A 9,711-nucleotide genomic window follows, 5' to 3' on the forward strand; every position below is an offset into this window, starting at 1 on the left:
GTTTAGGCTAACCCCATTTTTGACAGGTTAGCCTTCAAGCATAAAGCCAATCATCCCCACCAAGAAACCAAGAATACCACCCAATGGCGGCAGCCAATGATTTTCCATTCGAATTTGCGGTGCGATATCTTGAAATACCGAGTACAAAATACCGCCTGCGGCAAATAGCATGATGCCGCTCATGATCACGGGGAACTGCGCAAGGTAATAAAACCCGAGCAGGCTAAACAGAGGCCCCAGTAACGCCATCAGCACAAAGATTACAATGAGCTTTGTGCTCCGCTTCTTATTTTTAGGCAGCATTTCTCGGTAAGCATTAAACCCTTCGGGCAGGTTTTGAACAGCAATTAATAGACCTAATAACATGGTGCCTCCGCCCAGCGCAGTGGTAGTACCAAGAGCAATTGATTCGGGCACAAAGTCGCTAAGCATGGCGGCTAACTGGCTGCCCGCAGTTTTCTTTTTGGCTAAATAGATATCAAGGGTCATAAAAGCAAGAGCACCGCCAACAAAGCACAATATGGCGGTAAAGACTGATACGTCTTTTATTCCTTCGGGCACAAGCACAAGACCCACCGCTGAAATTAGTGCGCCAGCGCCCAGGGCCAAAATTCCATGTCGCAATTCTTTCTCTAGCCACTTGGGCTGAATGCCTTTGTACGTGGCTAACATTGCCCCCGCAGGCATAGCAAGACCCGCTACCGTTGCCATTATTAGTAAACCTACAATGTCACCTTGTGGCATAAAGACTCCTTTCAACTATTTAAACTATCTACCATTGTTTACTTATAACAGCATCAATAGTTTACATAAAAGATAACGTTAACGGCCAATTGCGCACGCAATGCGCCCAATGTACAGACGCCACATCTCAACTTTTTATTTAAGAAATGACTGCCATTACAAACCATCGGCAATTATCTGAGACTTATCACTCTAATCACTCTTATCAAATCTTGCGAGCTTAACGAAAAAGAGCAGCTTCACGCTGCTCTTTGATATCACTATGACAATATTTACCCGCTAACAACGAGATACAGATTGCCCCTTAGTTTAAATCTAAATCTCGGGTCATGTTCTCGTTTTTATCGCGGTGTACAATAACATTATCTTCAATGCGAATGCCGCCAAATGGCTTGTACGCCTCAATGGTATTCCAATTAATATACTTAGACGCGGGCGTCGCTTTAAGGTCGCGCAGAAGGCTCTCAATGAAATATAAGCCTGGCTCAATTGTGAACACCTGACGGGCCTCGACCATGCGTGTGCATCGCAAGAATGGGTGATCTTCAGGAGCAGGCTTAGGCGTGCCCCTGTCATCATTTACCAGCCCACCTACATCATGAACTTGAAGGCCTAAGAAGTGGCCAATGCCGTGTGGGAAGAACGTGCGCGTAATCCCCATTTCCACGATTTCAGGTGGCGTTAAATTCACCATGCCGGTGTCGTGAAGAATTTGCGCAATGCCATCGTGGGCTAACAAGTGAATGTCAGTGTAAGCTACACCCGGCTTCAACGAATCGACTAGAGTCAGCGTTACCTTATCTACCGCTTGAATGAGGTCGCGGAACATCGCTGAGTTATGAACATCTTCTTGAGCGTAAGTACGTGTAATATCTGCCGCATAGCCATGATAATTCGCACCCGCATCAATCAGAAAAGAACGCGATTCTTTTGGCGCTACGGTATCACACTGCATGTAATGTAGAATTGAAGCATGCTCGTTAAGTGCCACAATACTGGTATATGGTACGTCGTTGTCACCTTGTCGGCTTGCTGCAGCATAGGCAAGATTGATATCAAACTCGCTTTTGCCTTCACGGAAGGCTTGCTCAGCGGCCTTATGACCTGCCACCGCCAGCTTGTTAGCTTCACGCATGCAGTCAAGTTCATAGTCGGTTTTATAAGCACGTTGATAGTGCAAATAATGCAACACGCGGTCTGGATTTACATTGTCAAAACCCAACGCTTTTGCCACTTCAATATATTCGCCTACATAGGCAAAACGGCTTTTATCGTAAGGCAGAAATTTCTCTACCGCATCGGCCTGTTGAAGTAGTTTAATGTCGAAGCTGTCAGTCCAGAAGTCATTTGGCTCTGGCGGCACCTTATGCCAGAAATCTTCAGGACGATAAAAAATAAGCGTAGGTTTATCTACACCATTAACCACGAGCCAGCAGTTAGGGTTATCGATGACAGGTACCCACGCTTTGAACTGCGGGTTTACCTTGAACGGATAGTGGTTGTCGTCTAAGAAAAGGCGCTTGCCCTGCCCCGAGTGAATAACTAATCCATCTAGTCCTTCTCGCTGAAGTGCTTCGCGAGTTCGAGTTTGAAGCTCTTCGATATGCTGTTGGTAGGTTACTTGATGTTGCGACATAGCCCCTCTTATCTTTTTAGTCGTTAGGTAGAACACGAATTTAGTGTATCACGAGGCTTACATGACATGCATGTATGCCTCGCTTATTACCTGGTTTACAGGTTAAGGCCACCGACACGTTAAAGCGATATATTCGTAACGGCGCGTTTAAGCGTGCCTAATTGTATATCGCTAGCGTGGCGCCAGTTGCAGTGTTCCCGTTACCGGATGAGTACTTACCGCATCGGCCGAAGGGATCATATCGCGAGTGAGTTGAGGGAAGACATTCTCGTTTCCACCTAGCTGCTGGTCGTAAATGTGTTGATACGCCATTACCGCTTTCACGTAAGCACGGGTTTCCTTATAGGGGATATTCTCTATCCAAATATCCACAGGGAGGGATTCATTCGCGGGCAGCCATTCCAACACTTTACGCCATCCTGCGTTGTAAGAGGCTGACACCAGTACGGGATTGTTATTGAGCTTATCCATTAAATAACGAATGTATTGAACGCCGTACTCTACATTGTCATTTACCTTAAATAGCTCGCTTCTGCTCACCTTTTCTTTTGCCACGTAGCGTGCTGTACCTGGCATAAGCTGCATTAAACCTGCGGCGCCAACCGGCGATATAGCGTCGCTTCTGAACGAGCTTTCACGACGTGCAATCGCCATAGCAAGCGACTTTGAAATGCTGTATGCCTCGGACTTTTCACTAAATACATCGTTGAAGGCCAGCGGGAATCGACGCTCGACGTCATCCCAGTAGCCACTGCGTGCAAAGCTGGTGATAGCCTGATCGTACAGCCCCCACTCGTAAGCTAATATGCCCGCGTCGGTTACTTTCGAGTCGGGTAAGTGGGCAAGCAAATAATACCATTCTCTGCGTGCTTCTGTAGGTCTGTCTAGCCTAAAAAACTCAACCGCGCGCATGGTCGCAGGGGTTTTCGCCACGCTAGCGATGGCTGCCGTATCTCTTGGCGCTGGGGTATGCACTAGCGACGGAATTTCGCCAATGTGCGCGCTCGCCATAAAACCGTAGTAATGACGCTCTTGGGCAAGCTCTTTGTAAAGCACCGTTGCTTGCATAGTTTGGCCAAGCGCCTCTAGGGCACGGGCCTTCCAGTAGCGATAGTTTTCCTCTCGCTGCAAACTTGCTGGCGCATTATCAATAACATCCACCACTTCTTGCCATTTTTTCGTGCGAAGTAAATGGGAAATGTGCCAGAGTTTTATATCTTCACTAGCGCCATCGATATCGGCAAGCTCTAACCAATGATGAGCCTGAGGAAGACGGTCTAAAGTGTAGCTAAGCGCTATTGCTCTTCGCATAACGTGCTGCTGTGCTTTCGAAAAGACTTTTTTATCGTTGTAGCGGGTAAATACTTTGCCTGCTAAATCAGGGTTTCGCCACGCAAGCTTTTCTACCGCCCAGACTATGACTTCTGCTTCATGCGATGTGTTTTTTAGGGGAAAAAGCGCCGTCTTATTGACTCGGCTTGTATCTCGAGTGACAGATAACCAAGCGTCTGCAAGGTACTGCTTATCACTAGATAATTGGCGCTTAAGATAAGAAATAATAGCTCGGTTATCTTCCTTCGCAGCAATTTCAATGCGCTTGATTACCATTTCAGGTGTCATCATGCCCGCTTTTTTCCACTTAGCAAAAAGCGGATCGCACTCCTCGGGTTGAGACTGACCATGAAGCCAAAGTGCGTCAACGTCATGTAAAACAGTCTTTTCGCTTTCCCCCTCTTTTAAGCGATAATTTAACGCGATACATGTGAGCCTTGCGCCCATACCCGAACGGTAGTTTTCTAAAAATGTACTGCGATAATCGTTTTTCGCTAGGTAGTTAAGCCATTTATAACGCACACCATAACTAACAGGCTGCCCATCAAAATCTTCTAAAAACTGCTTAACCTCGCGCTTTGTTCTTATTGACATCGTGCGCTCAAGTTTAAGGCGCAACAAATAAGGGTAAAGTGGATAGTGTGCTAAATCGTAAATATCGTTATCGAGATGCTGAACGCTGCGCTTTGAATAGGTTAATAACTTTTTCTCGACATCTAGATAGCGAGCGCGCTCTTGTTCAAAAATATCATTGGGAAGCGTTAACGGCTGTGAAGCCCATGCGCTGAGAGAAAGAAGTGAAAAAAGTGAACCGACAAAGGCCCCTGCGAACATGGCGGCCGTTTTCTTTATATTTGCCGGCGAACGCCGACCTAACCACGAATTAAAATAAAAATCAGACACAATAGAACTCCTACCCTGCTCTACACTCGAACGCCTGTGAGCGTTGGCGACATTGCCATAACGAGCTAATTGTAAAATGTTGCTGAAAAAGCAGCATTGCGACTAAAAGACCACACACGTTTTAAAAACGAAAGGAGAACTCTAGCCTGGCTCCTTGCCAATGAAGATGTTGTGCCAGCTGTCGTTAGCTATGCTTTACACGCATAGTTGACATGATTGTAGATTATTCTTTTGCTGGATTGGCGCTTTGCACCAATTATGCTCATTATACAACCACCATTGCCGAAATGAAGCTTGAATTTGACATTTGCACTTGAATTTAAGTCATCGGACCACTACCTTAGACAAAATAAAACGATTGTTTGATTTTTTGTTGAAATTTTGTGTGGCTTTGTAAAGAATCTAGCCACCCTAACGCGTTAGTGAATGCATACGACCCTACAATTCAGTTGGATTAGTTCACTAACATCCTGGCCAATGCCGAAGGAGATGATAATGATATACACAGGCAAAAGTCTTTCCGTCAGCCTGTTAGATGACGGCTTTGCTGAGCTGGTATTCGACGCCCAAGGTTCAGTAAACAAGTTCGACCGCCAAACGGTGACAGAACTTGATGAAGCAACTCAAGCCCTACTTGCTAAAGGCGACATTAAAGGCTTAGTAGTTCGCAGCGCAAAATCTGCATTTATCGTAGGTGCTGATATCACCGAGTTCACTGGCTTATTTGCCATGGACGATGCTGAAGTACTACAGTGGGTTGCTAATACGTCACAAGTATTTGACCGCTTCGAAGACCTACCTTTCCCTACCATCGCTGCAGTTAACGGTTTCGCGCTAGGCGGCGGTTGTGAAATGGCATTGGCGTGTGACATGCGTATTGCAGACACGACAGCTTCAATTGGCTTACCAGAAGTTAAATTAGGCCTTATGCCTGGTTTTGGTGGTACGGTTCGCCTACCTCGCCTAATTGGTGCAGATAACGCCCTTGAGTGGATGACGACTGGTCGCGACAGAAAAGGTGCAAAAGCCCTTGCTGAAGGTGCAGTTGATGCAGTAGTAGCACCAGAAGCACTTGTTGAAGGTGCACTTTCAATGGTGAAAGACGCCGCTGATGGTAAATTTGACTGGCAAGCACGTCGAGCAGTTAAGAAAGCTCCACTACAGCTAAACAAAAACGAAGCCATGATGAGTTTCTCTACCGCACAAGCCATGGTATTTGCTCAAGCCGGTAAACACTACCCAGCTCCGCACAAAATGGTTGAGACTGTTCAAAAAGCAGCGGGCCTAGACCGTGAAGGTGCACTTAAGCTTGAAAACGAAGGCTTTGTGGCCCTTGCGAAAACCGACGCTGCGAAAGCACAAATTGGTATTTTCCTTGCCGACCAGCTAGTTAAAAGCAAAGGTAAAAAGCAAGCAAAAGCAGCCACTAAGCAGTCTAAGCTTAACGCTGTACTAGGTGCAGGCATCATGGGCGGCGGTATTGCATACCAAAGCGCAGTGAAAGGCACACCGGTAATCATGAAAGACATCAATCAAGGCGCACTAGACCTTGGTCTTTCAGAAGCAGCGAAAATTCTTGGTAAAGGTATGCAGCGCGGTAAAGTCGATGCGACTAAAATGGCGCAAACGCTTAACGCTATTACGCCTACCCTTGAGTACAGTACACTTAAAGATGCAGACCTTGTCATTGAAGCAGTTGTAGAAAACCCGAAAGTAAAAGGTATTGTACTTAAAGAAGTAGAAGACAATGTAGCAGACGACGCTATCATCACTTCAAACACGTCGACTATCTCTATCAACCAGCTAGCTGAAAGCTTAGACAAGCCTGAGCGCTTCTGTGGTATGCACTTCTTCAACCCAGTGCACCGCATGCCGCTTGTTGAAATTATTCGTGGCGAAAAAACCTCTGAAGAAACCATCAATGCAGTAGTAGCCGCTACCCTTAAAATGGGCAAAACCCCTATTGTGGTTAACGACTGCCCAGGGTTCTTGGTAAACCGCGTATTGTTCCCATACTTTGCGGGCTTCAGTAAACTTCTTATCGACGGCGCAGACTTTGTTGCGGTTGATAAAGTAATGGAAAAAATCTTCGGCTGGCCAATGGGCCCTGCTTACCTAATGGACGTTGTAGGTATCGACACTGGCGATCACGCGGCAGACGTTATGGCAGCGGGTATTCCAGAGCGTATGGCTCGCCTAGACAACGACCCTGTAACCTTGTTCTATAAAGAGAAGCGTTTAGGTCAGAAGAACGGTAAAGGTTTCTACAACTACGGTGTTGATAAGCGCGGCAAGCCGTCTAAAACACCAGCTGAAGAAGCATATGCACTAATGGCGCCACACGTAGCTGAGAAGACAGACTTTGAAGCTGACGACATTATTGCACGCCTTATGATCCCTATGGCAAACGAAGCAATTCGCTGCCTGGAAGAAGGCATTGTAGATAGCGCAGCTGAAGCAGATATGGCGCTACTTTACGGCTTAGGTTTCCCTCCATTCCGCGGTGGTATTTTCCGTTGGATTGAAACCATTGGCTTGGCGAACTTTGTTGCTATGGCAGACAAGTACGCTGAACTTGGTCCTATTTACCAGATCTCAGACGGCGTTCGTGAAATGGCCGCTTCTGGTAAATCCTATTTCGCATAAGACCCGGAGGAAAAACTAATGAAAGAAGTGGTCGTAATCGATTGCGTACGTACCCCTATGGGTCGTTCAAAAAACGGTGTTTTCAGAAATGTGCGTGCAGAAGACTTATCTGCAGCGCTAATGACCGCGCTACTAGAGCGTAACCCTGGCGTAAACCCAGCGGAAATTGAAGACATCATTTGGGGCTGTGTTCAGCAAACTAAAGAACAAGGCTTCAACGTTGCACGTAACGCGCAACTACTAACACAAATTCCACGCACAACAGGCGCGGTAACGGTTAACCGTTTATGTGGTTCATCAATGCAAGCCCTTCACGATGCGACAAGCGGCATCATGAGCGGCCGTGGTGACATTTACATGATTGGTGGTGTTGAGCACATGGGTCACGTACCGATGAACTACAACATCGACTTCCACCCAGGCCTTGCTAAGTACACAGCAAAAGCGTCGGGTATGATGGGTATGACAGCTGAGCTGCTTGGCCGCCAAAACGGTATTACTCGTGAGCAACAAGATGCCTTTGGCGCGCGCTCGCACCAGCTAGCGCACAAAGCACACCTTGAAGGCCGCTGGGCTAACGAGATTGTGCCTGTTGAAGGTCACGATGCAAACGGCGTTTTAAAGCTAATTGACCACGATGAAGTAGTACGCCCAGAAAGCACGGTTGAGAGCATGGCGGCACTTCGCCCAGTGTTCGACCCAGTAAACGGAACTGTTACTGCAGGTACATCTTCTGCGCTGTCTGATGGTGCATCTGCAATGCTACTTATGTCAGCAGAGCGTGCGAAAGCGCTTGGCCTAACGCCACGTGCGAAAATTCGCGCAATGGCTGTGGCTGGTTGTGATGCAGCAATTATGGGTTACGGCCCAGTTCCAGCAACACAAAAAGCCCTTAAGCGCGCTGGCCTTACTATGGACGATATTGAACTTGCAGAGTTTAACGAAGCGTTCGCGGCACAGGCACTATCGTGCATTAAGCAACTAGGTTGGATGGACCACCTAGATACTAAGATTAACCTTAACGGTGGTGCTATTGCACTTGGTCACCCTCTAGGTTGTTCTGGTTCACGTATCTCGGGTACGCTTATCAACCTAATGGAATCACAAGACGTAAGCCTAGGCTTAGCGACTATGTGTATTGGTTTAGGCCAAGGTATTGCTACCGTATTTGAGCGTGTATAAGCGTTTAAATAGCTAAATGTTTAAAAGGGCCTTCGGGCCCTTTTTTATTGACTGTAATTTGCCTGTGCAAGTTACTTCAAAACGCGAGATAAAGGACTTACCACGCCCTGCGCCCCTTGCTGAAGCACATGAGTATAAATTTGCGTAGTCTTTACGTCTGAATGTCCTAATTGTGTTTGCACCGTTCTAATATCAGCCCCAGATTGCAGCAAATGCGTTGCAAAAGAGTGGCGCAGCGTGTGAGGCGTAACTTTCTTTTTAATGTCACAGGCTTTAGCAGTATTGCGTATCGCTTTTTGTATACTCGACTCATCAATATGGTGCCGTCGCACTCTTTTGTTTTCAGGATCGACAGATAACCGAGAAGAGGGAAATAAATAATGCCAGCCTAACTCTCTGGGCGCGTTTTTGTATTTCAAACGCAGCCGGTGAGGTAGATAAACCCCCGCGTATTTCGGGTTCTCAAGATCAGCCGCCAAGAAGTTTTCTACCATCGCGATTTGCCGTGTGAGGGCCGGCTTTAGCTCAGCAGCCAACGTTACAATGCGATGCTTGCCGCCTTTTCCATCCCAAATGCGAATAGCATTGTAGTCAAAATCAATGTCTTTAACTCGTAGCCTAACCGCTTCCATTAGTCTTAAACCACTTCCGTACAATAAGGATATAGGTAATTTTAGGTTGGCAGGGATTTGCTCAAAAAGAGAGACGACCTCTTCCTGTGTTAATACAACTGGAAGTTTGGCCTGCCTGCGACTTGAAACAAAGTTAAGTTCGCAAGAAAGCGGGCGCTCCAATATATCGCGATATAAAAAGGCCAACGCATTTAGCGCGCTCGCCTGAGTGGCAGGAGCTACATTTTTAGCGTTTACTAAGTGAGACAGAAACACTTCAACTTCTTTGTCTCCCATTTCAGAAGGGTGCCTATTATTGTTAAAGCGAATAAAGCTTATGATCCATTTGCTATAGAGTTCTATCGAACGCTTTGCATAGCGACGGTTGTACATATGCTCTATCACCATTTGCATAAACATTGATTTCATTTTTTTGAATTTTATTACTGTAAATAAATACAGAATTACGGTTTTTGGCTCGACCGTAAAATAAAAAGGAAAGATTCCGTACTTAAGTACAGTATTTTCAGTTACTAAGTGTAGGTTATTGATGAAAGTGTATTTCTATGCGAAGGTAATAAGATTGTAAAAGTGATATACGGAAATTATCCACCTTGCATAAAGGATTTTTTCCTTACACTAAATTGTTAGGTGCTA

General features: G+C 46.2%; 6 protein-coding genes. 2 read left to right on the top strand and 4 right to left on the bottom strand.

Going from position 1 to position 9,711, the window contains the following annotated elements; genetic code table 11:
- Positions 1-27: 27 nt before the first annotated feature.
- The 3 genes from GVO62_RS13100 to GVO62_RS13110 form a co-directional block, all read right to left on the bottom strand.
- Positions 28-744: a ZIP family metal transporter gene (locus GVO62_RS13100; protein WP_159119620.1), complete on the bottom strand. Its 717-nt coding sequence runs from the start codon at positions 742-744 to the stop codon at positions 28-30.
- A gap of 304 nt (positions 745-1,048) precedes the next feature.
- Entirely contained in the window at positions 1,049-2,380 is a 1,332-nt protein-coding gene (gene pepQ / locus GVO62_RS13105; RefSeq protein WP_159119621.1) for a Xaa-Pro dipeptidase, read from the bottom strand.
- 171 nt (positions 2,381-2,551) lie between these two features.
- Positions 2,552-4,615 carry a transglycosylase SLT domain-containing protein gene (locus GVO62_RS13110; protein ID WP_159119622.1) on the bottom strand — a complete coding sequence of 688 codons (2,064 nt, stop codon included), beginning with the start codon at positions 4,613-4,615 and terminating at the stop codon, positions 2,552-2,554.
- Between the two features lie 495 nt (positions 4,616-5,110).
- Here GVO62_RS13110 and fadB point away from each other — a divergent pair, with 495 nt between their 5' ends.
- Together fadB and fadA are read left to right on the top strand one after the other, a co-directional pair.
- Positions 5,111-7,261, top strand: a complete 2,151-nt coding sequence (gene fadB / locus GVO62_RS13115) for a fatty acid oxidation complex subunit alpha FadB (protein ID WP_159119623.1) — start codon at positions 5,111-5,113, stop codon at positions 7,259-7,261.
- Between the two features lie 18 nt (positions 7,262-7,279).
- On the top strand, positions 7,280-8,443 hold the full coding sequence (gene fadA, locus GVO62_RS13120; protein WP_159119624.1) for an acetyl-CoA C-acyltransferase FadA: 1,164 nt from the start codon (positions 7,280-7,282) through the stop codon (positions 8,441-8,443).
- A 71-nt stretch (positions 8,444-8,514) separates the two neighbouring features.
- On the opposite strand, the gene GVO62_RS13125 is transcribed toward fadA, so the two are convergent.
- Positions 8,515-9,483: an integron integrase gene (locus GVO62_RS13125; protein WP_159119625.1), complete on the bottom strand. Its 969-nt coding sequence runs from the start codon at positions 9,481-9,483 to the stop codon at positions 8,515-8,517.
- Between the last annotated feature and the right edge of the window lie 228 nt (positions 9,484-9,711).

This window comes from Alteromonas sp. KUL150 (assembly GCF_009811475.1).
Lineage (GTDB): Bacteria > Pseudomonadota > Gammaproteobacteria > Enterobacterales > Alteromonadaceae > Alteromonas > Alteromonas gracilis.